Raw genomic sequence first — 22,742 nt, 5'->3', positions numbered from 1 at the left:
TCTTTGTGCAAAGAAAATCCATTTACTACGGAAAATGATTAATTTTATCAAAAATTTAAAAATAATGAATCAGACACTCAACGTAAACACTACAAGTAGAACCATGGTTTCCAAAATTCTAGAAAACCACACTTTGGAACAACTCAACAAAATTCCAGAAGGATTTAGCAATAATTTGATTTGGAACATCGCTCATATTATTGTTACACAACAATTGTTGGTGTATAAACTTTCAGGATTGCCTATAATGGTTTCGGACGAAATGGTCGAAAAATACAAAAAAGGTACCAAGCCGGAACAGGATGCAACCCAAGCCGAAGTGGACGAAATCAAGTCTTTGTTGTTCAAAACAATTGAAAAGACCAAAGAAGATTTCGGTAATGGAATTTTCAAAAACTATCAAGAATATCCCACTTCAACTGGCTTTGTTTTGACAAGTGCAGAGGGAGCAATGAATTTCAATAATTATCACGAAGGACTTCACGTTGGAGTGATGATGAGTATTCGAAAGTTGGTTTAAGTAATTCCTGTTTATGTCAAAAAAACCCCAATGCTTCAACTAGTTGAAGCATTGGGGTTTTTTATTTTGTGCAAGAATGTTTCTGTTATTGTAAGTAGTAAATATAACCCACATTAAACCATACCAGCCAGTCATTTGCTTTGTTTTCTTTATATAAATCTGGGTTTGGCTTCAAACCATCTACCCAGTCTGAAAAATAATATTGCAATCTCAAATCGACCATCAAATCAGATAGAGGAGCCAGTTTATAACGAGTTCCCACACTTGAAACTATCGACCAAACCGAACTTGATTCTGTAGAAAATCCATAGGCTCTGTCGTCTGTTGGCGTTAAATATTTAGGAAAAGTGGTCAACGGCGTTCCCAATGGTCCCATTGTTGATCCAGCTTTTGTATTGTAAAAGCTAAATTGACCTCCAAGACTAACAAAAGGTGCCCAACTTCCAATTGTAGCGGTAAAATCGCGAATACTCCAAGGGAAATATTCCAGTTGCATTCCAATATTGGTCACGGCCGTGCTTCCATACATTGCTTTTAACTGTTGTTTGCCAATAGAGTTTTTGCCTTCTACCCATTGACCGAAATGCTCCAAATCGGTTTTGTTGTAAGATAGTTCGCTTCTTAATTTGAAGTGGTCATTAAAATAAGTTTCGGGGGTATAACAATTACATTCTGCTGTATAAGAAAAATTCAAGTAGTGGATTATTCCAATTCCATATCCAGAGTTGCCGGCATTTGTCCCTAAATCGTGTCTTTCCCCATAATCCGATTGAAATGCCACCGGACCTGCAATAACGCCAATCTCATGTGAAAATCCAAATTGTGCATTAACCGTATTTGAAAATCCAAAAAGAAGAATGCAGAGGGCTATAATAGATTTTGGAGTCATTATAGATGGGTTACTTTTTTACAAATATATAAAAACATCAATCATTAAGTAAATTATCAAATTAAAATATAAGGGTTTTGTGTTTTTATAAACAATAGTTGTAGTTTTAAATAAAATCTTTTCAGCATTTATAAAAAGAATGAAGGAGCTCGAAGAAATCGGAAAATTACCCATAAATATTCTGATATAACGTATATTTGTATCAATAACGAAAACGTTTTCTTAAACGTTAATAATCTTATAATCATGTCACAAAGCATTTCTACTTTTATTGAATCCGTTGCGAAAAAAAATCCAAACGAACCGGAGTTTATGCAAGCGGTTATGGAGGTTGCTGAAACAGTAATTCCTTTTATTGAAGAAAACAAAAAATACCAAAACAAGATGCTTCTGGAAAGAATGGTAGAGCCGGATCGAACCATTATTTTTAGAGTAGTTTGGATTGACGACAAAGGAGATACTCAAGTAAATAGAGGATATCGCATCCAGATGAATTCGGCCATCGGTCCTTATAAAGGAGGAATTCGTTTTCATCCCACAGTAAATTTAAGCATTTTAAAATTTTTGGCTTTCGAACAAACTTTCAAAAACAGTCTAACGACATTGCCAATGGGTGGTGGAAAAGGAGGGGCAGATTTTGATCCAAAAGGAAAATCAGACAATGAAGTAATGCGTTTTTGTCAAGCATTCATGACTGAATTGTCTAAACACATCGGAGCAAACACGGATGTTCCCGCAGGAGATATTGGTGTAGGTGGAAGAGAAGTGGGGTATATGTTTGGTCAATATAAAAGACTTCGAAATGAATTCACTGGAGTGATGACTGGAAAAGGAATTTCTTTTGGAGGATCATTAATCCGACCTGAAGCGACAGGATATGGCAACGTATATTTTGTTCAAAGCATGTTGGCTACCAGAGGTGAAAGTCTTTCGGGAAAAACAATTGTTGTTTCTGGTTCAGGAAACGTGGCACAATATGCGGCTGAAAAAGCAACCCAATTGGGGGGAAAAGTAGTTACCATGTCTGATTCTGCCGGATATATTTATGATTCTGCCGGAATCGATGCCCAAAAATTGGCTTATATAATGGAAATTAAAAACGAGTTAAGAGGCAGAATTAGTGATTACATTACTAAATATCCTGATGCAAAGTATGTTGCCGGGAAACGCCCTTGGGGAGTAAAATGCGATGTGGCGTTACCCTGTGCCACCCAAAATGAATTAAACGAGGAAGAAGCAAAAACACTTGTTGCCAATGGCTGTATCTGCGTTGGCGAAGGGGCAAACATGCCTACCACTCCAGAAGCGGTAATCGTGTTTCAAAAAGCAAAAACACTATACTCGCCAGGAAAAGCCTCAAATGCAGGTGGAGTGGCCACTTCAGGACTTGAAATGTCGCAAAATTCCTTGAGATTAAACTGGTCATCCGAAGAAGTTGACGAAAGATTAAAGGAAATCATGCTCAACATACACGCTTCTTGTGTTAAATATGGCACAGATTCAAGTGGCTATATCGATTATGTAAAAGGAGCCAATATTGCAGGATTTGTAAAAGTAGCTGACGCTATGTTGGCTCAAGGGGTGGTATAACCCCTTTTAAATAAAAATAAAATGCCTTCTTCCAGCCCGAGATTTCGGTATGGGATGGAAGGCATTTTTTTTGGACAAAACAAAATTCCATTACTTTCGTTTGTATTATATTTGTGGACCAATATTTGTGAAAATAATGAAAAAAAGACTTTTCTGTTTTGTGTTTCTGATTACTATGCAAATGGGTTTTGCACAAAACAATTTGTTATGGCAAGGCTATTTTTCCTATAATGACATCAAGGACATTTCAGAATCTTCAACAACAATTTTTGCGGCTTCCGAAAATGCCTTGTTTTCTAAAAGCACAACCACAAACCAACTTAAAACTACGAATACCGTTGATGGGCTTTCGGGCGAAACCATTACTTCTTTGTATTATAGTCCAACATCTAATAAAACACTCGTAGGCTATAAAAACGGCTTGATGATCGTGATAAACGAAGCCGATGGGAGTATGTTGAATATCGTGGATATCATCAACAAGCAGCTTCCATCCAATATCAAAAAAATAAATCATTTTATGGAATATGGAGGCATTGTCTATGTTTCCTGTGATTTTGGAATCGTTCAATTCAATTTGGCCACTATGCTGTTTGGTGACACCTATTTTATAGGAAACAATGGAGCCGAGATAAGTGTCACCCAAACCGCAGTATTTAATGGTTACATTTATGCATCCACGATTGATGGTGTCAGAAAAGCAGATATTGCCAATAAAAACCTTATCGATTTTAACCAATGGACACAAATTGCCTCAGGAAGTTGGTCAAGTATAGAGGCCTTTGGCACGGAACTTATTGCCATCAATACCACTGGATATATTCATAAATACAATCAGGTCACCAATTCTTTTACAGGGTATTTATCACTTCCGCAAGCATCGAGCGATATGAGGGCTACGGGTGATTATCTTGTGATAACCACGGCAAGCAGCGCTTATGTTTATAACAAACAATTAGTTCTTGTTCGACAAATAAACAGCAATCAAATTCCACAAAGCAATGTTGTTTTCGTTTGTGCGACTAGCATTGGAGACACAATATACATAGGAACAACGGGGAATGGTATCTATTCCACTACAATTGCAACAGCTTCAGCTTTTGAAAACACAATGCCGTCAGGTCCAAGTCGGAACAATGTTTTTGCACTTCAAGTCGGAGCAAATGCACTTTGGGCAGTTTATGGAGATTATGCTGGGGATTACAATCCGTATCCATTGGACAGTTATGGAATCAGTAAATTCAGTAGTGCTGGTTGGCTCAACATTCCTTATGAAAAAGTGCTTGGAGCCAAGTCAATAGTCAGGGTTATAATGAATCCCAATAATGAAAATGAAGTTTATATGGGATGCTCTTATTCGGGTTTGTTGAAAATAGAGAACGACATTCCTTCTGTTTTATATAACCAAACAAACAGTGGGTTAGAAGAAATTTCATTTATCTCAGGGTATCATGATGATGTGCGAATAAATGGAGGAGCATTTGATAAATCAGGGAATTTATGGGTTAATAACAGTCTTGTTCTAAATGGATTAAAAGTGTTAAAAGCGAATGGTCAATGGCAAAGTTTTTCAATGGAGGGCATTTTGGATAAATATACCAATGCTAGTATGGGGCGACTAATAATTGACAAAAACGGAACCAAATGGTGGGGTACTAATTATGAAGGATTGATAGGTTATAACGAATCCATTAATAAATTCAAAAAAATAACGTTGGGTCCAGATAAGGGGAATTTGCCAATTTTTGACGTTAGGTCAATTGCAGTGGATAACAGGAATCAACTTTGGATAGGAACATCAAAGGGATTGAGGGTCTTGCCTAATGTAAATAGTTTTCTAACCGATGATCAAATGACAACCAATCCCATAATTATTTTAGATGACAATCTTGCCCAAGAATTGATGTACGAACAATTTATTTCTGATATTGTTGTCGATGGAGCCAATAATAAATGGATTGGCACTGCTGATTCAGGCGTTTTTTTAGTTTCGCCAAACGGGCAGGAAACAAAATATCATTTTACAACAAATAATTCCCCATTGCCAAGTAATGTTGTTAATGATATTGACATTAATAGTGCGACAGGCGAGGTTTTTATAGCCACAACCAAAGGAATGGTTTCTTTCAAAGGAACAGCGACTGCAGCAAACGAAGATTTGAATAATGTGTATGTTTATCCAAATCCCGTTCGACCGGAATACGAAGGAACCGTAAAAATCACGGGTTTGTTAAATAAAGCCATCGTGAAAATTACCGATATCGAAGGTAATCTGGTTTACGAAACTACTTCCGAAGGTGGGACAATTGAGTGGGACACCACCGCTTTTGGAAAACACAAAGTGGCTTCTGGCGTATACATGATTTTTGTTTCGGCACAAGACGGTATGGAAACCAAGGTTAAAAAAGTAATGATTATCAGGTAGTTTTAATTATGAATAATAGAAATTGCTTTGACTTTTTAAGATTCTTTTTTGCTGCCAATATTTTATTAGCACATCTTGGCGAACTTTCTCAAAATAAAAATCTGGAATTTCTGTCTAGTTTTCCTACTTCAAGTTTTGCTGTTAAAGGTTTTTTTATCATTAGCGGTTTTTTAGTGGCTAAAAGTTTTGCAAATACTTCTTCTCTAAAAGAATATTTTATCAAAAGAGCCAAAAGAATTTTACCGGCTTATATTGTTGTTTTACTACTAGCGGTTCTAATTTTGTCATTGTTTAGTAGCAACAGTTTTTCAGAATATTTTACAGATATAGGCACATATAAATATTTGGGATGGAACTCTGTTTTTTTGAATTTTATGCACCCTTGCTTGCCGGGTTTGTTTGAAGATAATCTTTTCTGTGCTGTAAACGGATCATTATGGACATTAAAAGTCGAAGAAGGATTTTACATTGTTTTACCGCTAATTTTTTACGCCATTAAAAAATCAAAGAAGCCTTTACTAATTCTTGTAAGTTTGTATGTTTTATCAATTCTTTACTGGTTTGTGATGGATTTTTATTTAAACAAACCCTTGTTGGCAAAGCAATTACCAGGGTATTTGGCATATTTTGTTACAGGAATATTTTTGTTTTTGAATTTTGATTTTGTACAACAAGAAAAAAACAAGTTTTTGATGGCAGCTATTTTGCTGTTGATTATTTCCAATTTTTTAGATTTTCAAATGGATTTTCTTTACCCAGCAGCCTTTGGTACAATCGTTATAATTACTGCATACAGCCTTCCCTTTCTTAATAATTTTGGTAAATATGGCGATTTCACTTATGGACTTTATATTTATCATTTTCCAATAATTCAGCTTTTCAGGCAGTATGATTTATTTGAAAAATACGATCCAATTCTAATGGCTTTTTTGGTGATTTCCATTACTTTTTTCTTCGCTGTTTTTTCTTGGTTTTTTGTTGAGAAAAGATTTTTGGATAGATTCAAAAAGGATGAGGTTAAACAAACTTTGGCTGTATGTTAGTCAAAACCAAAGCCATCGTCATTTCTTCCCTCAAATACCAGGAGAAAAGTTTGATTGTGAAATGTTTTACCCAATCACACGGTTTGAAAACTTATTTTGTTCGTGACGCTTTTTCTTCCAGAAAGTCAAACCAGAAAATTGCCTATTTCCAACCGCTGACTATTCTCGAAATCGAAGCCGTTCATAAAAACAAGGGAACTTTGGAGAACTTCAAAGAAATCAAAATTGCAACTCCATTTCAATCCATTCATTCGGATATTTTCAAGAGTACGATTGTGATGTTTATTTCCGAAATCTTGCACCATTCCATTCACGAAGAAGAAAAAAATGAACACCTTTTTGCTTTCTTGGAAACCGCTTTGCATTGGCTCGACAATCACGACCAAATCGCGAATTTTCATTTGATTCTAATGCTCGAAATAACAAAATATCTCGGGTTTTACCCAGATATTTGCGAAATGGAATTCCCTTTTTTCGACAGTAACGAAGGCATTTTTACCCCATTTCACGGCATTGGTTCACTCTCGGAACACGAAACCAATCTTTTCAAGAAACTCATTCCATTAAAATTCGACAACGACCAAAAAATCTTCCACGTCATCGAAAGGCAAATCGTCTTGAAAATACTGATTGATTATTACGCTTTTCATCTCGACGGTTTCCGAAAACCAAAATCGTTGGATGTTCTGAAAGAAATTTTTTCTTGAAAAATTCAGCCACGAAGACCCGAAGTCACAAAGATTGTGTTTTAATTTCATTGCAAAACTCATAATCTAGGGTATTCTCCTGTTTCTTTGTGTCTTCGAGCCTTTGCGGCAAACAAAAACTCATCACTAATACCGCATAATTCATAACAATTTCTTACTTTCGCACCGCGATTAAAGAAATGGACAAAATGAGCATAAAATTTACTGAATACAAAGGACTTAACCTGCCAACAGTTGCATCGGAAGTACTTGATTTTTGGAAAAAAGAAAACATATTCGAGAAGAGTGTAACCACTCGTGAGGGCAACCCACCTTTCGTGTTTTTTGAAGGACCACCTTCTGCAAATGGACTGCCGGGAATTCACCACGTGATGGCACGTGCGATTAAAGATATTTTTTGCCGTTATAAAACCCAAAAAGGATTCCAGGTAAAGCGTAAAGCAGGCTGGGATACGCACGGTTTGCCTGTGGAATTAGGAACCGAAGCATCATTAGGCATTACCAAAGAAGATATTGGAAAAACCATTTCCGTAGCCGAATACAACGAAGCCTGTAAAAAAACCGTGATGCGTTACACCGATGTGTGGAATGATTTGACCGAAAAAATGGGATATTGGGTGGATATGGAAGATCCGTATGTGACCTACAAATCCAAGTATATGGAAACCGTTTGGTGGATTTTGAAACAAATCTACAATAAGGATTTGATGTACAAAGGCTATACCATTCAGCCGTATTCTCCAAAAGCGGGAACGGGATTGTCTTCTCACGAAGTAAACCAACCTGGGTCTTACCGTGATGTGACTGATACAACGATAGTTGCCCAATTCAAGGCATTAAACGAAACTTTACCTTCATTTCTTCAGGGATTTGGAGATGTTCACATCTTGGCTTGGACGACAACGCCTTGGACTTTGCCTTCGAATACAGCATTGACTGTTGGTCCAAAAATCGATTATGTGTTGGTTGAAACTTTCAATCAATATACTTTCCGACCTACCAAAGTAATTTTGGCTAAAAATTTGGTTGGAAAACAATTCGGAAAAGGATTTTTTCCAAGTACTGAAGCTGCTGATTTTGAAAATTTCAAAGAAGGTGGCAAGAAAATCCCATACCAAATTTTGACCGAATGCAAAGGTGCTGATTTAGTTGGAATTCGTTACGAACAATTAATGAAATTGGCTTTGCCATACCAAAATCCAGAAAATGCTTTTAGAGTAATTTCAGGAGATTTTGTGACGACTGAAGACGGAACAGGAATTGTGCACACTGCTCCGACATTTGGTGCAGATGATGCTAAAGTAGCTAAAGAAGCTTCTCCCGAAGTTCCGCCAATGTTGGTTTTGGACGAACACGGAACTCCGGTTCCATTAGTAAATCTGCAAGGAAAATTCATTGACGGTTTAGGGAATTATTCCGGGAAATACGTTAAAAACGAATATTATACCGATGGCGATGCTCCGGAACGTTCTGTTGATGTAGAAATTGCCATTCAGTTAAAAGAAGAAAATAAAGCTTTCAAAGTAGAGAAATACGTGCATAGTTACCCACATTGCTGGAGAACTGACACGCCAATTTTATATTATCCTTTGGATTCCTGGTTTATCAAAATAACGGAAGTTCGAGACAGAATGTTCGAATTGAACGAAACCATCAACTGGAAACCAAAAGCAACCGGAGAAGGACGTTTCGGGAATTGGTTGAAAAACGCCAACGACTGGAATTTATCACGCTCTCGTTTTTGGGGAATTCCGTTGCCAATTTGGAGAAACGAAGAAGGAACAGAAGAAATCCTGATTGGTTCTGTTGAAGAATTATACAACGAAATCGAAAAATCTATCGCAGCAGGTTTCCAAAAAGAAAATCCTTTCAAAGGTTTCGAAATTGGAAATATGGACGAAGCAAATTATGATTTGATTGACCTACACAAAAATGTGGTCGATGAAATCACTTTGGTTTCTGCTTCCGGAAAACCAATGAAACGCGAATCTGATTTGATTGACGTTTGGTTTGATTCGGGTTCAATGCCTTATGCACAATGGCATTATCCTTTTGAAAACAAAGACAAAATTGACGGAAACAAAGATTTTCCTGCCGATTTCATTGCGGAAGGTGTCGATCAAACACGTGGTTGGTTTTATACTTTGCACGCTATTGCAACCTTGGTTTTCGATAAAACAGCTTATAAAAATGTGGTTTCAAACGGATTGGTTTTGGACAAAAACGGACATAAAATGTCTAAACGTCTGGGGAATGCAGTCGATCCATTCGAAACATTGAATGAATACGGTCCAGATGCCACGCGTTGGTACATGATTTCAAATGCGAATCCTTGGGATAACTTGAAATTTGATTTGGAAGGAATTGCCGAGGTTCGCCGTAAATTCTTCGGGACTTTGTACAACACTTATTCTTTCTTTGCGTTGTATGCCAATATTGATAATTTCGCTTACGTTGAAGCTGAAGTTCCGTTGAACGAAAGGCCGGAAATAGACCGATGGATTATTTCGGAATTGAATACTTTGGTAAAAGTGGTTGATGAAGCGTATGCGGATTATGAACCAACAAAAGCGACTCGCGCGATTTCAGAATTTGTACAGGAAAATTTAAGTAACTGGTACGTTCGTTTGTGTCGTCGTCGTTTTTGGAAAGGCGAATACGCACAGGATAAAATTGCAGCTTACCAAACTTTATATACTTGCTTGCTGACCATCAGTAAATTGGGCGCTCCGGTAGCTCCGTTCTTTATGGATAAGCTGTACAGAGACTTGACTTTGGCAACAAATACGGAAAAATTCGACAGTGTACATTTGGCGAAATTTCCTATTTCAGTTGAAAACTTTGTTGATAAATCGTTGGAGAGCAAAATGCAGAAGGCACAGACCATTTCATCACTCGTTTTATCACTTCGAAAAAAGGAAATGATCAAGGTGCGTCAACCTTTGCAAAAGGTAATGATTCCGGTACTTGACGACAATCAGCGTGCTGAAATTGAGGCCGTTTCCGACCTTATAAAAGCGGAAGTTAACGTGAAAGAAATCACGCTTTTAGACGATGCTTCGGGAATTTTGATCAAGCAAATCAAGCCTAATTTCAAGGCTTTGGGACCACGCTTCGGAAAAGATATGGGATTGATTGCCAAAGAGATACAAGGTTTTTCGCAAGACCAAATCAACCAATTGGACAAGCAGGGAAGCATAAATATTATTATTGCTGGAAATAGTATAACTTTATCCTTAGAAGACGTGGAGATTTCTTCACAGGATATCGAAGGCTGGCTGGTTGCCAATTCCAATGGAATAACGGTGGCTTTGGATATCACGATTTCGGACGAATTAAAACAAGAAGGAATTGCCAGGGAATTGGTCAACAGGATTCAGAACATAAGAAAAGATTCTGGTTTTGAGGTTACTGACAAAATTAAAGTACATTTGCAAAAAAATTCCGAGTTGGAAAACGCGGTAAAAGCAAACGAGGCCTATATTAAATCGGAAACATTGACGGAAACACTGATTTTTGAAGAAAATATAAGTAACGGAACAGAAATAGAATTCGACGAGATAAAAACAAAAATAACAATTACAAAATAACACGAAAATGGTAGATGAAATTGCAAGATACTCAGACGCTGACTTAGCAGAGTTCAAAGAACTTATTCTTAAAAAAATAAACAAAGCACAGGCCGATTTGGATTTGATCAAAAGCGCCTATATGAACGATTTGAATAACGGAACCGACGATACTTCGCCTACATTCAAGGCATTTGAAGAAGGAAGCGAAACAATGTCGAAAGAAGCGAACTCACAGTTGGCCATCCGTCAGGAAAAGTTCATCCGTGACTTGAAAAACGCACTTTTCCGTGTGGAAAACAAAACCTATGGTGTTTGTAAAGTGACAGGTAAATTAATCAGCAAAGAAAGATTAATGATTGTTCCTCATGCAACAATGAGCATCGAAGCAAAAAATTTGCAGCGATAAACCATTACTCATAAAGAAATTAACGCTCCTAATGGAGCGTTTTTTATAGAAAATAATAGTATTTTTGCGCCATTAAAATTCACAAAATGTCTTTACGAAAAGCTTATCTGATAGTTTTTATCATCTTACTTGTCGACCAACTTTCTAAAATATATATTAAAACCAATTTTGTTTATGGCGAAAGTGGACAAATTGATGTTACCAGTTGGTTCAAAATCCTGTTGATAGAAAACGAGGGGATGGCTTGGGGAACGGTAATTCCGGGACTTTATGGAAAATTGTTCCTTACGGTTTTTCGTCTGGTTGCGGTTACGGGAATCGGCTATTGGCTTTGGGATTCAGTAGAAAGAAAACACAGTTCCAACTATTTGATTGTGGCAATTTCCCTGATTCTAGCAGGAGCTTTTGGCAACATCATCGACTCCGTTTTTTACGGCGTGATTTTCGATGACAGCTACGGTCATTTGGCTACATTGTTTACTGAAAAACCATATGGGACTTGGTTTCACGGTAAAGTGGTCGACATGTTGTATTTTCCATTATTCGAAGGAAATTGGCCAGAATGGTTCCCTTTTTGGGGCGGACAACATTTTAAATTCTTCAACGCGATTTTCAACATTGCCGATGTGGCGATTTCTACTGGTGTCGGGATTTTGATTGTTTTCAACAAGAAGGCGTTTCATCATCAGCATTAGGAGCTGTTTTTTGTTGGTAAAATCTAAATTGTACAAAATAAAAAGACCTATTTCTAATTGTGAAATAGGTCTTTCCTTTTTTATTTATTTTGGCCAGGTGCATAGTTTTTGGCACTTTTGGAGCCATTCATTTTTTTGGCCTGTCCAGGAGGTATCTTTTTCGCTTTAGGAGGTGGAGAATTCCTTACTTGAACACTGCAATTGGATATTGAAAATGCAAATAGAATAACCAAAAGTGTCATTCCAAATCTAGAGAGCTTAAATTTTTTCATAAGTTTTCGGATATTAAGAATGCTAAAATACGTTTTTTAAAACTGATAAACCCCATTCGGAGTGACGCAATAATCCAGCTTCACGTCATTTTCGAAAACATCTTCAATATTTTCTTCGGCTTCAAAGAAGGAAAGTCCAATTTTGATGGTTTCGGGTTTGCATTCCGTCAAGAATTTATCATAAAATCCTTTGCCGTAACCTGCTCGATGTCCGGTTTTGTCAAAAGCCAAAAGTGGCACAAAAACCACGTCGATTTTATGGGTTGGCACTTCCAGTCCATCAACAGGTTCAGGAATGTTGTATTGGTTCTTCTTGATTTTGGTGTTGTCAGTCAATAGAAAATGAGTCATTTCCCTGGTTTCAAAATCACTTTTTGAAATGATTATTTCCTTGTCTTTTCCCGAAAGTAAATGCAGGATAAACTCCGTGTTGACTTCTTTTTGTTCGGCGATGGGCAGAAAAATATGGAAATAGGTTTTCTCCCAAACAGGAAGTGCAATTACTTTATTGGCAATAGTCAAACTCATTTCCTCCAGATCTTCATCGGAAAGTTGGTTTCGCAAGGCTTTATATTTTGCCCGTAATTCTTTTTTAAGCATGAATGGCGGTTTTTAATTCGTTTATAAAGGCGGTCAAATGTTCTACTTCCACGTGATCCATAAGAACAACTTTATACCATTTATTGTCTTTATTGTGCTGCTCGGGAACCAAATTATATTTCATGGCAATTTCCTCCGGAATATGTCGTGAATGAATGGTCACGATATTCATGAAAGGTTCCCTGAAATAGTTGATGTTGAGTTGGTCTAATTCGTGGCACAAAAACTGGGTGCGCATTTGCAAAACGCTCACTTTTTCGAACCATCCGTGGGGGCCATAAGTAAACAAAATCATCCAAACGGCCACGGCATTGGCACCGGAACGACTTCCGCAAAGTGTTAAATCCATTCCTTCGATATATTGGGCTTCCTTGGTCAAAACATTTTCGAGCAGCCCTTTTCGGCAGATAAAAACGCCGGTTCCATAAGGCGATTGCAGCATTTTGTGGGCATCAATCGTGATGGAACTTATCTTCGGATTATTGAAGTTTATGGTGGATTTTTGGTTGCTGAACGGATATACAAAACCACCATATGCCCCGTCAATGTGAAGTTTGTATTGGACATCATGTTTTTCTAATAGGGAAGTGTAATCTTCGGGATTGTCGACGGAACCAAACATGGTAGTTCCCATATTGGCAACCACGATATAATATTTTTTCCCTTTTTGTTTGGCTTCGATGATTTTCTGTTCCAACGCCACTTTGTCGATTTCTCTATTTTCGAAAGAAACAGGGATTTTGATTAAATCCAGCATCAATAGATTGGCTCCTTTCGGGATGGAATAATGGGTGTCTTCGGAAGCCAAAATGGCGATTTCGTCTAGTTTAGCATTCTTTTGATTCATGAAAAAATTACGGTACATCCAAAGGGCTTGTATGTTCGCTTCGGTTCCGCCAGGAGAAATATAGCCGTCAAATGAATCGGGTTGGGCTTTAAAAACATCCACGGCAAGAACATTCAAAACCTCGCGTTCGATTTCCTGTGTACCCTTGAAAGCTTTCTCGGAAGTTCCCAAAGTATGGCAACCAATATGATTGGGATTGGCCACATAAGTCTGCAATGTTGGCGCGTCTTTCAAAAAAGGGGCATCGTCATAAAAAACTTTTCCGTCCAGTTTTGAGGCGGGATAACCAAGGGAGGCATCTTTTGAAAAATTCACATTTTCTTCCAATGCCCTTTGAATTCTGTTTTTCCGTTCTTCTTGCGAAAGTTTCTTCCAGTATATCATGGCTGTAATGTTTTAAACAAAGATAAATTTATAAATCTTTATAGATGGGATAATTTTCTGAATTTGGAACTTCATGTTTTTCAGGTTAACTTTGTTATATGAACAGCCCAACTCTAGAACTTCAAATTCAAACCTTGCCAGACGGACCTGGAGTGTATCAATATTATGACAAGGAAGGGAAGATTTTGTATGTGGGCAAAGCCAAAAATCTCAAAAAAAGGGTTTCTTCTTATTTCAATAAAATTCACGACACGGCCAAAACCAATGTGTTGGTCAAGAAAATTGTTGCCATAAAACACATCGTCGTTCCCACCGAAACCGATGCGCTTTTATTGGAAAACAATCTGATAAAAACCCTTATGCCAAGATATAATGTCTTGTTGAAGGATGATAAAAGTTATCCTTGGATTTGCATTAAAAAAGAACCTTTTTCACGAATATTTCCCACCCGAAAAATGGTCAAGGACGGTTCGGAATATTTTGGACCGTACACGAGTTTCAAGACGGTGAACACCATTTTGGAGTTGATAAAAGAATTGTATCCGCTACGAACTTGCAATTATGATTTGAGTCAATCGAATATTGAAAGCGGGAAATTCAAGGTGTGTTTGGAGTATCATATCGGCAATTGCAAAGGTCCTTGCGAAGGTTATGAATCTTTGGAACATTACCAAAAACAAGTTGATGCCATTCGGGAAATTCTGAAAGGAAATTTCAAGGAATCAATGAAGGATTTCAAGAAGTTGATGACTGATTTGGCAAAGGATATGCGCTTTGAAGAAGCGCAGAAAATAAAAGAAAAAATCGAAGTTCTCGAAAATTACCAATCGCGTTCTACCATCGTCAATCCAAAAATCACCAATATCGACGTGTTTTCGATAGTTTCTGACGAAAGCGCCGCTTATGTGAACTTTCTGCAAATTTCTCACGGTTCGATTATTCGTTCGCACACGATGGAAATCAAGAAAAAATTGGATGAATCTGATGAAGAATTATTGGAATTGGTGATTATTGAACTTCGGGAGCGTTTTCAATTATTGTCCAAAGAAATAATAGTTCCGTTTGAAGTGGATTTAGGCGAAAAAATAAAAGTTACCGTACCGCAATTGGGTGATAAAAAACAGATTTTGGATTTGTCCATTCGCAACGCCAAGTTTTATCGAATCGAACAATTGAAACAATTGCAAATCGTGGATCCAGACCGCCATGCCAATCGAATCATGGCGCAAATGCAAAAGGATTTGCGATTGCCGGTGGAGCCGCGCCACATCGAATGTTTTGATAATTCGAACATTCAGGGAACCAATCCTGTTGCGGCTTGCGTGGTTTTTAAAGACGGGAAACCCAGTAAAAAAGATTATCGTCATTTCAATATAAAAACCGTCGAAGGACCGGATGATTTTGCTTCGATGACCGAAGTGGTTTATAGAAGATACAAACGATTATTGGACGAAAATGAACCATTGCCACAGCTTATCATCATTGACGGTGGAAAAGGACAATTGTCATCGGCTTTGAAAAGTATTGATGAATTGGGTTTGCGTGGAAAAATTGCAATTATCGGTATCGCAAAACGATTGGAAGAATTGTTTTATCCAGGAGATTCCATTCCGTTGTATTTGGACAAAAAATCGGAAACATTGAAAGTAATTCAGCAATTGAGGAATGAAGCACACCGTTTCGGGATAACTTTTCATCGGGACAAAAGGAGCAAATCAGCGCTTAATTCTTCGATGGAAAGCATTCCGGGGATTGGAGAGAAGACGATGTTGGCTTTGATTCAACATTTTAAAAGTGTAAAAAGATTGAAATTGGCAACAGAAAAAGAAATTTCCGACGTTATAGGTATTTCAAAAGCCAAAAAAATTACCGACTTTTACAAAACCAATTAGCAAATCCAAATGAGAAAGTTTGCCCTATTTGTTTTTTTTCTATTTACTTATCAGGCGTCTTTTTCACAAGATTCCATCAAAAGACCGAAAATAGGACTCGTTCTAAGTGGTGGCGGTGCAAAAGGTTTTGCGCATGTTGGAGTTTTGAAGGTGCTTGAAGAAGCGGGAATAAAAATTGATTTCATTGGCGGAACCAGTATGGGAGCCGTTATTGGGGGGCTTTACGCTTCGGGATACAATGCCACCCAAATCGATTCCATTGTCAGGGTAACCAATTTTGACAACTTGTTGATTGATTATATACCGCGTTCTTCCAAAAGCTTTTATGAAAAACGAAATGACGAGTTGTATGCCTTGATACTGCCTTTTAGCAAGTTCAAAATAGGAGTTCCACAATCGCTCTCCAAAGGAATGTTTAATTACAACTTGTTCAACAAACTTACTTTTCACGTAAGACATGTCAGGGATTTTAATTCGTTGCCTATTCCCTTTTTATGCGTTGCCACCGACATTGAAAAAGGGGAACAGGTTTTATTGGATAAAGGTGTTTTGGCGCAAGCTCTCTATGCCAGCTCCGCTTTGCCTTCGGTTTTTTCTCCCGTGATACTGGAAGACCGGTTTTTAATTGATGGAGGTGTTGCCAATAATTATCCAATTGAAGAGGTGCGTAAATTGGGAGCAGACATCATCATAGGTGTCGATGTGCAAAACGGTTTGCGAGATAGGGAGGAGCTTAAAGATGCTACAAAGATTTTATTTCAAATTACCAATCTTCAAATGATTGAAAAAATGAAATTAAACGCTTCCAATACGAATATTTATATCAAACCGGATATTAAAGATTACGGAACAGTGTCTTTTGAAAAAGCGACACAAATTATCCAAAAAGGGGAAGAAGCCGCTTTTTCTGTTTATGAAAAACTATATAAATTATCGGACAGCTCTAATCCTTATCGCAAACCCAAACTAAAAATTGAATCCGACAGTTTGAATATCGTAAATATTGTCTGCAACAATTTGATGGATTATTCCAGAAATTATATAGAAGGAAAATTAAAGTTCAAATCGGGGGCAAAAATCAATTATTCCGATTTGGAAAAAGGAATCAATAATATTGATGCCACCCACAATTTTGGGGCGGTGACCTATTCATTGGAACCGAATGGATCAGGAGACGACTTGGTGCTGAATTTCATTGAAAATCCGATAAAAACCTATTTGAAATTTGGATTACACTTCGACGGGCTCTATAAAAGCGGTGTTTTAGTGAATCTTACCAACAAGAAAACATTTTTTAAAAACGACATTGCCTCCTTTGATTTTATTATTGGAGACAATTTGCGATACAATCTGGATTATTATATTGACAATGGTTATAATTTGAGTTATGGCGTCAAGTCGCAGCTGAATCAATTCAATAAAAATGTCACCAGCGAAATTAGCAGTCTGTCTACAGCTCCATTCCAAAATTCGAATTCAATAAATATTGATTTTCTTGACATTACAAACCAGTTTTATATCCAATCTGTCTTTGCGCAAAAATTCCTCGTAGGAGTAGGATTGGAATATAAATATTTGACCATAGAGTCGGAAACGCTTACTGCCACAAATCCCGTGCTTGACAAGAGTAATTACAGCAGTGTTTTTGCTTACATGAAATACGATTCTTTTGACAACCAATATTTCCCTACCAAAGGTTGGTATTTTACGAGCGACTTGCACAATTATTTGTTTTCTTCTAATTATACCGGTTCATTCAACCCTTATTCAATAGCGAAATTTGATGCGGGATTTGTTTTCAAAATTTTGAAAAAAGCCACCTTCAAATTTCAATCGGAAGGCGGTTTTACCATTGGAGCCGAAAGTGTTCCATTTTTTGATTTTGTTTTGGGCGGTTATGGTTTTACGCCTTTGAATAATTTCAGGCCATTTTACGGCTATGATTTTTTGACAATTGCGGGAAGCAGCTACCTCAAGGCTTCCGCAACAATCGACTACGAGATTTTCAAAAGAAACCACCTGAATTTTTCCGCTAATTATGCCAATGTGGAAGATGATTACTTTGAATCTTTAGATTGGATTTCCTTGCCCAAATATTCTGGATATGCCCTGGGATATGGGTTGGAAACTATAATTGGTCCTTTGGAAGTGAAATATTCATGGTCACCCGAAAATTCAAAAGGATATACTTGGTTCAGCATTGGATTTTGGTTTTAATGTGTAAATCCAAAAGAAAGCAGTGCTAGGATAGATGTCTAATCAAACCGATTTATTTTGCATTTGCTGTTTTCTAATCCAGGGAAATAAAAGTGTTTTAAAAAAGGTGATTTTCGTCGAATCATTCGAAAAAAACATTAAAAAGCGACAAAATCATTCGAAAATGGAATCAAATATGTTTATTTTAAGTAGTTTTTTGCCTTTTTCACAACAATATCTTCATTAAATTATTGAAAAGAACGTTTAAAAACATACTTTTTTTTATATTATGTGAAAAAATAACCCGCAAGCGACAAACACCTTGTAAATGTTCTGTTAAACTTTATTTTTTTGCTAAAAATACTTGAATCCTGAATTATATTTGTACCAGTAAAGAGAAGGGGTGGTTTCCTTCTCGAAATTAATATAAATTTTCATAATTTATGTTTTTTGGTTAGTTAATAGCATAAAACCCAGTCATTATTTGACTGGGTTTTTTTGTTTTAATACATTTGGAACAAAATTTGCATTTGCGGTATGTAAAGAGTCCAAAAAGACATGAAAAAAATAATTTTATTATTTATATTTATAACCACCGTAAGTTTTGATTCTCGAAAAGAAGATGCTTTTGATGTGGGCGAATGGTTTAAATTTCGAATTCATTATGGATTTGTGAATGCAGGATTTGCCACCTTGGAAGTTAAGGATGCCACGATAAACAACAAAAAAGTTTTTCATGTTGTCGGGAATGGTTACACCACCGGAATGTCCAAGTTTTTTTTTAAGGTGGAAGACTTGTACGAAAGCTACATCGACAAGGAATCCGGGAATCCTTATAAATATGTTAGAAAAATTGACGAAGGGGGTTATACTAAAAACCAGGAAGGTTTTTTCAACCCTTCAGAAAATAAAGTTCAGGTAAAAGATCATAAACGTAAAACCGAAAAAACGTTTACCATTCCCAAAAATACCCAAGACATATTGTCAGCCTTTTATTATTTGCGAAATTACCCAAATATCGACAAAATAAATCCAGGAGATTCGGTTGCCATTAATATGTTTTTTGACAATGAAACTACAAAATTTAGGTTAAAATATATAGGACGTGAGGATATTACCACTAAATTTGGAGTTGTATCAACGATGGTTTTTCGACCATTGGTACAGTCTGGAAGAGTTTTCAAGGAAGAAGAAAGTCTAACTATTTGGATAACAAGCGATGACAACAAATTGCCTGTGCGAATTAAAGCCAGCCTTGTTGTTGGGTCAATAAAAGCTGATTTGGAAGAGTTCCGGGGATTGAAATATCCGTTTAGAATTTTGTCCAATAAACGAAGGTTGTAATTCGAATTTTAATTTTTGATAAAAGATTAAAAAGGAATAGTTTATTTTTGAATGAGGGTTGAGCATTGAAAGCGAACATTTAAAATTATATTTAATTGCATAACACATACATTTTGAAACAAGTATCTCTACTTTTTCTGGTTTTGTTTTCAGTTTTTTCGTGTAATAAAACGGAAACATTGGATGTAATTCCAGATCAAAATCCCCAACCTAGATTAGAACAGTTTGGTTTTAATTTTAACGATTTTAATGTTCTCAACGACACGATAGAACGAGGAGACACTTTTGGCAGCATAATCGAAGATCAAAATATTGGCGACCAGCAAGTTTATGACATCATAGAGAAAGTCAAAGACACTTTTGACGTTAGAACCATTAGAATCGGAAAAGCATTTACTTTATTGCGTTCCAAAGATCGATACAAGAAACTGCAGATTTTGGTTTATCAGCCAGATAGAGGCAGTTATTATGTAATTGATTTCAGGGGTGAAGTTTCCGTTTCCAAAATAATTAGACCCATTCGTGTCAAACAACGAACAATTGCTGGAGTCATGGATGGTTCCTTGTCCGAGGCGCTGAACAAGAATGGAGTTGATGCGTCTTTGGCCAATAAATTGACAAAAGTGTATGCTTGGTCCATCGATTTTTTCAAGTTGAAAAAAGGAGACAAATTCGGAATCACGTTTACCGAAAGATATATCGACGATACCATTTATGACGGTGTCGACAGTTTGAAAGCTGCTTTTTTTGAGTATAAAGGAAAATTAATTTATGCTTTCCCTTTTGCCCAAAACGAAGTTTCCGGGAAATTGGATTATTATGATGAAAACGGAAAGGCACTCAAGAACTTTTTCTTGAAAGCACCCTTGAAGTTTGTAAACATCACTTCGCGTTTCGCTAAAAACAGGTTTCACCCGGTGCAAATGATTTGGAAAGCCCACAAAGGAACAGATTATGCAGCACCCACAGGAACGCCAATCATGACTACAGCAGCCGGAGTCGTGGAGCAAACTGGATACACTGCAGGAAACGGAAATTTTGTAAAAGTAAAACACGACAAAACCTATTCGACCCAATATTTGCACATGTCAAAAATATTGGTGCGTCGAGGACAAAGAGTTACCCAAGGAGCCATAATCGGCAAAGTGGGAAGCACTGGTTTGGCAACCGGACCCCATGTGTGTTATCGATTTTGGAAAAATGGAGTGCAAGTCGATGCATTACGATTAAAATTACCCAATTCCCAACCTATGGATAGCAAAAATCTGCCTAGATTTATGTTGCAAATGAAACCTTTAAAATGGGAGTTGGACAGTGTTGCCAATCTATAAATTCTAAAAAAAACATTTTTTATGTCTTCAATAGAATATGGCGCAGATTATTTTACAAACTAAAAGTGTAAATTTACACTATCATAAATAAAAACAGCAATGGCATTACAAAATACAAATCCCACCACAACGTCAGCTTGGCAAAAACTTCAGAAACATTTTCAGGAAATGAACAATGCTTCAATGAAGGAAATGTTTAATGCCGACAAAACAAGAACATCCCAATTTCATTTGCAATGGAATGATTTTTTGGTTGATTATTCTAAAAACATCATCAATCAAGACACAATGAGTTTGTTGCTTGAATTGGCGAATGAAACAGGACTAAAAACTTCGATTACCCAATATTTTGATGGAGACATCATCAATCAAACTGAAAACCGTGCCGTTTTGCACACCGCTTTACGAGCAAAAGAAACAGCAGTCATAAAAGTTGATGGAGAAAATGTTATTCCGGAGGTTTTTGAAGTAAAAAATAAAATAAAAAACTTCACCAACGAAGTGGTAAGCGGAGCCAGAAAAGGATATACCGGCAAACCTTTTACGGATATTGTCAATATTGGAATTGGGGGTTCAGACCTTGGTCCAGTAATGGCAGTTGAAGCTTTACAGTATTACAAAAATCACTTGAATGTTCATTTTGTTTCGAATGTGGATGGGGATCATGTAAATGAAGTCATTAAAAAGTTAAATCCAGAAACCACCCTTTTTGTCATTGTTTCCAAAACATTTACTACACAGGAAACCTTGACCAATTCCGAAACCATTAAAGAATGGTTTTTGAAATCAGCTTCGCAAGAAGACGTGGCCAAGCATTTTGTGGCAGTTTCCACCAATCTTCAAAAAGTAACCGAATTTGGAATAAATCCTGACAACGTATTCCCAATGTGGGATTGGGTTGGTGGACGTTTTTCTCTTTGGAGCGCTGTTGGTCTTTCCATAAGTTTAGCTGTCGGTTTTGATAATTACAATAAATTATTGGCTGGTGCCAATGAAATGGACGAGCATTTCAAGACAGCAGATTTCGATAAAAATGTTCCGGTGGTTTTGGCTTTGTTGAGCGTTTGGTACAATAATTTTTTTGGTGCCGAAAGCGAAGCCTTGATTCCATATACCCAATATTTGCAAAAATTGGCTCCTTACTTGCAACAAGGAACAATGGAAAGCAATGGAAAAAGTGTTGGACGTGACGGAAAACCTGTCGATTATCAAACAGGAACCATTATTTGGGGAGAGCCGGGAACCAATTCGCAACACGCCTTCTTTCAATTGATTCATCAAGGTACCAAATTGATTCCAACCGATTTTATTGGATTCGTAAAGCCATTGTATGGAAACGAAGATCATCATAATAAATTGATGTCCAACTTTTTTGCCCAAACCGAAGCTTTGATGAATGGTAAAACAAAAGAGCAAGTACAAGCGGAATTCGACAAACAAGGGCTGTCAGCAGAAAAAGCAAAATTTCTTTTGCCTTTCAAAGTATTCAGTGGAAACAAACCTACGAACACGATTCTTATAGAAAAATTGACGCCTAAATCTCTAGGTTCGTTGGTGGCGTTGTACGAGCACAAGATTTTTGTCCAGGGAATTATCTGGAATATTTTCAGTTATGACCAATGGGGCGTTGAATTGGGCAAACAATTAGCCAATTCAATTCTTGATGAAATCCATTCGAAAAAAGTCAATGCCCATGACAGTTCAACAGAGTTTTTGTTGAATCATTTTTTGAAGAATAAATAAAATTAGTTTCCGTTTTTCCTGAAACGGATATCATAAATAAACTGGAAGCCTTGATTTTTATTAAATCAAGGCTTTTTTTATTACATGTTAATTTTTTTAAGAATTTTTCTTGGCTAATTATTTATTAACCATTGATTTTTTTACAAAAATACATATCTATCTGATTAACAATATGTTGATGTTGTTTGTTTTTAACAAATTCTAATCAAAAAGTTATATTTGTTAACAATTCGTTATCTAAATCAACTTTATTAACATTTCCTTAACGGTTTTATCGATTAAATGT

17 protein-coding genes are annotated in these 22,742 nt (G+C 36.8%); 13 read left to right on the top strand and 4 right to left on the bottom strand.

Annotated features, from left to right (window positions below; all coding sequences use genetic code 11):
- Window positions 1–64: 64 nt before the first annotated feature.
- On the top strand, window positions 65–520 hold the full coding sequence (locus BUC16_RS01845) for a DinB family protein (RefSeq protein ID WP_073368642.1): 456 nt from the start codon (window positions 65–67) through the stop codon (window positions 518–520).
- 85 nt (window positions 521–605) lie between these two features.
- On the opposite strand, the gene BUC16_RS01840 is transcribed toward BUC16_RS01845, so the two are convergent.
- Entirely contained in the window at window positions 606–1,409 is an 804-nt protein-coding gene (locus BUC16_RS01840) for a THC0290_0291 family protein (RefSeq protein ID WP_073367494.1), read from the bottom strand.
- Between the two features lie 246 nt (window positions 1,410–1,655).
- Between BUC16_RS01840 and gdhA the strand changes: the two genes are divergently transcribed.
- From gdhA to BUC16_RS01805, 7 genes are all read left to right on the top strand, one after another.
- Window positions 1,656–2,999: an NADP-specific glutamate dehydrogenase gene (gene gdhA / locus BUC16_RS01835; RefSeq protein WP_073367493.1), complete on the top strand. Its 1,344-nt coding sequence runs from the start codon at window positions 1,656–1,658 to the stop codon at window positions 2,997–2,999.
- A 136-nt stretch (window positions 3,000–3,135) separates the two neighbouring features.
- A complete protein-coding gene (porZ, locus tag BUC16_RS01830) occupies window positions 3,136–5,424 on the top strand; it encodes a type IX secretion system anionic LPS delivery protein PorZ (protein ID WP_073368640.1) in 2,289 nt (762 codons plus the stop codon).
- An 8-nt stretch (window positions 5,425–5,432) separates the two neighbouring features.
- A complete protein-coding gene (locus BUC16_RS01825; protein ID WP_073367491.1) occupies window positions 5,433–6,467 on the top strand; it encodes an acyltransferase family protein in 1,035 nt (344 codons plus the stop codon).
- A complete protein-coding gene (gene recO / locus BUC16_RS01820; protein ID WP_073367490.1) occupies window positions 6,461–7,174 on the top strand; it encodes a DNA repair protein RecO in 714 nt (237 codons plus the stop codon). Before BUC16_RS01825 ends, recO begins: the two co-directional genes overlap by 7 nt.
- Before the next feature lie 188 nt (window positions 7,175–7,362).
- The gene (gene ileS / locus BUC16_RS01815) at window positions 7,363–10,764 is read left to right on the top strand and encodes an isoleucine--tRNA ligase (RefSeq protein WP_073368638.1); all 3,402 of its coding nucleotides are present in this window, start codon (window positions 7,363–7,365) and stop codon (window positions 10,762–10,764) included.
- Between the two features lie 7 nt (window positions 10,765–10,771).
- Window positions 10,772–11,152, top strand: a complete 381-nt coding sequence (locus BUC16_RS01810; RefSeq protein ID WP_073367488.1) for a TraR/DksA family transcriptional regulator — start codon at window positions 10,772–10,774, stop codon at window positions 11,150–11,152.
- Window positions 11,153–11,238: 86 nt separating this feature from the next.
- The gene (locus BUC16_RS01805) at window positions 11,239–11,847 is read left to right on the top strand and encodes a lipoprotein signal peptidase (RefSeq protein ID WP_073367486.1); all 609 of its coding nucleotides are present in this window, start codon (window positions 11,239–11,241) and stop codon (window positions 11,845–11,847) included.
- A gap of 80 nt (window positions 11,848–11,927) precedes the next feature.
- Here the strand turns inward: BUC16_RS01805 and BUC16_RS01800 are convergent, their stop codons facing one another.
- The 3 genes from BUC16_RS01800 to BUC16_RS01790 are packed head-to-tail and all read right to left on the bottom strand — an operon-like array spanning window position 11,928 to window position 13,950.
- Entirely contained in the window at window positions 11,928–12,119 is a 192-nt protein-coding gene (locus BUC16_RS01800) for a hypothetical protein (protein WP_073367485.1), read from the bottom strand.
- 36 nt (window positions 12,120–12,155) lie between these two features.
- Window positions 12,156–12,719, bottom strand: coding sequence for a 5-formyltetrahydrofolate cyclo-ligase (locus BUC16_RS01795; RefSeq protein WP_073367483.1), 564 nt, complete (start codon window positions 12,717–12,719; stop codon window positions 12,156–12,158).
- Window positions 12,712–13,950 (bottom strand): pyridoxal phosphate-dependent decarboxylase family protein, encoded by a 1,239-nt coding sequence (locus tag BUC16_RS01790; protein WP_073367482.1) that lies wholly within the window; start codon window positions 13,948–13,950, stop codon window positions 12,712–12,714. Before BUC16_RS01790 ends, BUC16_RS01795 begins: the two co-directional genes overlap by 8 nt.
- Window positions 13,951–14,048: 98 nt before the next feature.
- Here BUC16_RS01790 and uvrC point away from each other — a divergent pair, with 98 nt between their 5' ends.
- The 5 genes from uvrC to pgi all read left to right on the top strand — a co-directional run bounded on the left by uvrC (window position 14,049) and on the right by pgi (window position 22,456).
- Window positions 14,049–15,842, top strand: a complete 1,794-nt coding sequence (uvrC, locus tag BUC16_RS01785) for an excinuclease ABC subunit UvrC (protein ID WP_073367480.1) — start codon at window positions 14,049–14,051, stop codon at window positions 15,840–15,842.
- Window positions 15,843–15,851: 9 nt separating this feature from the next.
- Window positions 15,852–18,059, top strand: a complete 2,208-nt coding sequence (locus BUC16_RS01780; RefSeq protein WP_073367479.1) for a patatin-like phospholipase family protein — start codon at window positions 15,852–15,854, stop codon at window positions 18,057–18,059.
- Between the two features lie 537 nt (window positions 18,060–18,596).
- Entirely contained in the window at window positions 18,597–19,382 is a 786-nt protein-coding gene (locus BUC16_RS01775; RefSeq protein ID WP_073367477.1) for a DUF3108 domain-containing protein, read from the top strand.
- A gap of 113 nt (window positions 19,383–19,495) precedes the next feature.
- Window positions 19,496–20,713: a peptidoglycan DD-metalloendopeptidase family protein gene (locus BUC16_RS01770; RefSeq protein WP_073367475.1), complete on the top strand. Its 1,218-nt coding sequence runs from the start codon at window positions 19,496–19,498 to the stop codon at window positions 20,711–20,713.
- Window positions 20,714–20,812: 99 nt separating this feature from the next.
- Window positions 20,813–22,456, top strand: a complete 1,644-nt coding sequence (gene pgi, locus BUC16_RS01765; RefSeq protein ID WP_073367474.1) for a glucose-6-phosphate isomerase — start codon at window positions 20,813–20,815, stop codon at window positions 22,454–22,456.
- Window positions 22,457–22,742 lie beyond the last annotated feature (286 nt).

Source organism: Flavobacterium fluvii (assembly GCF_900129545.1).
Lineage (GTDB): Bacteria > Bacteroidota > Bacteroidia > Flavobacteriales > Flavobacteriaceae > Flavobacterium > Flavobacterium fluvii.
This window is presented reverse-complemented; position numbering and strand designations above follow the sequence as displayed.

What these genes read in the sequence shown, in the direction of transcription:
- BUC16_RS01845 (WP_073368642.1), top strand. Translation starts at nt 65, where the DNA reads ATGAATCAGACACTCAACGTAAACACTACAAGTAGAACCATGGTTTCC.
- BUC16_RS01840 (WP_073367494.1), bottom strand. Translation starts at nt 1,409, where the DNA reads ATGACTCCAAAATCTATTATAGCCCTCTGCATTCTTCTTTTTGGATTT.
- gdhA (WP_073367493.1), top strand. Translation starts at nt 1,656, where the DNA reads ATGTCACAAAGCATTTCTACTTTTATTGAATCCGTTGCGAAAAAAAAT.
- porZ (WP_073368640.1), top strand. Translation starts at nt 3,136, where the DNA reads ATGAAAAAAAGACTTTTCTGTTTTGTGTTTCTGATTACTATGCAAATG.
- BUC16_RS01825 (WP_073367491.1), top strand. Translation starts at nt 5,433, where the DNA reads ATGAATAATAGAAATTGCTTTGACTTTTTAAGATTCTTTTTTGCTGCC.
- recO (WP_073367490.1), top strand. Translation starts at nt 6,461, where the DNA reads ATGTTAGTCAAAACCAAAGCCATCGTCATTTCTTCCCTCAAATACCAG.
- ileS (WP_073368638.1), top strand. Translation starts at nt 7,363, where the DNA reads ATGAGCATAAAATTTACTGAATACAAAGGACTTAACCTGCCAACAGTT.
- BUC16_RS01810 (WP_073367488.1), top strand. Translation starts at nt 10,772, where the DNA reads ATGGTAGATGAAATTGCAAGATACTCAGACGCTGACTTAGCAGAGTTC.
- BUC16_RS01805 (WP_073367486.1), top strand. Translation starts at nt 11,239, where the DNA reads ATGTCTTTACGAAAAGCTTATCTGATAGTTTTTATCATCTTACTTGTC.
- BUC16_RS01800 (WP_073367485.1), bottom strand. Translation starts at nt 12,119, where the DNA reads ATGAAAAAATTTAAGCTCTCTAGATTTGGAATGACACTTTTGGTTATT.
- BUC16_RS01795 (WP_073367483.1), bottom strand. Translation starts at nt 12,719, where the DNA reads ATGCTTAAAAAAGAATTACGGGCAAAATATAAAGCCTTGCGAAACCAA.
- BUC16_RS01790 (WP_073367482.1), bottom strand. Translation starts at nt 13,950, where the DNA reads ATGATATACTGGAAGAAACTTTCGCAAGAAGAACGGAAAAACAGAATT.
- uvrC (WP_073367480.1), top strand. Translation starts at nt 14,049, where the DNA reads ATGAACAGCCCAACTCTAGAACTTCAAATTCAAACCTTGCCAGACGGA.
- BUC16_RS01780 (WP_073367479.1), top strand. Translation starts at nt 15,852, where the DNA reads ATGAGAAAGTTTGCCCTATTTGTTTTTTTTCTATTTACTTATCAGGCG.
- BUC16_RS01775 (WP_073367477.1), top strand. Translation starts at nt 18,597, where the DNA reads ATGAAAAAAATAATTTTATTATTTATATTTATAACCACCGTAAGTTTT.
- pgi (WP_073367474.1), top strand. Translation starts at nt 20,813, where the DNA reads ATGGCATTACAAAATACAAATCCCACCACAACGTCAGCTTGGCAAAAA.